A 254-nucleotide genomic window follows, 5' to 3' on the forward strand; every position below is an offset into this window, starting at 1 on the left:
TGAATGATAAAGCACAATTATTAAGACGATTTAAAAATACATTTCGTTGGACTAATTTATCACTAGCAAAAGCCATGCACGTATCGAACGTAACTATTCATAATATTCTTGTTGGCAAGAGTGTTAGTTACGGGACAATGTGCAGACTGAATGAGTTCTTTGAACAACATGAAGATGAGGTGAACTTTTTGTGAAAGCAAATTTGTCTGAATTACGTTACGTTGGTGTTCTTAATAAACTCCAGCAAACGCAAA

The 254-nt window shown here is 34.3% G+C and carries 1 protein-coding gene; it reads left to right on the forward strand.

Features of this window, described 5'->3' with window-relative positions:
• Nucleotides 1-194, forward strand: a 194-nt coding sequence (locus CBI42_RS13075) for a hypothetical protein (RefSeq protein WP_218822078.1), incomplete at its 5' end; no start/stop codon positions are given.
• Nucleotides 195-254: the final 60 nt, after the last annotated feature.

This window comes from Streptococcus sp. KR, assembly GCF_002238115.1.
Taxonomy (GTDB): Bacteria; Bacillota; Bacilli; order Lactobacillales; family Streptococcaceae; genus Streptococcus.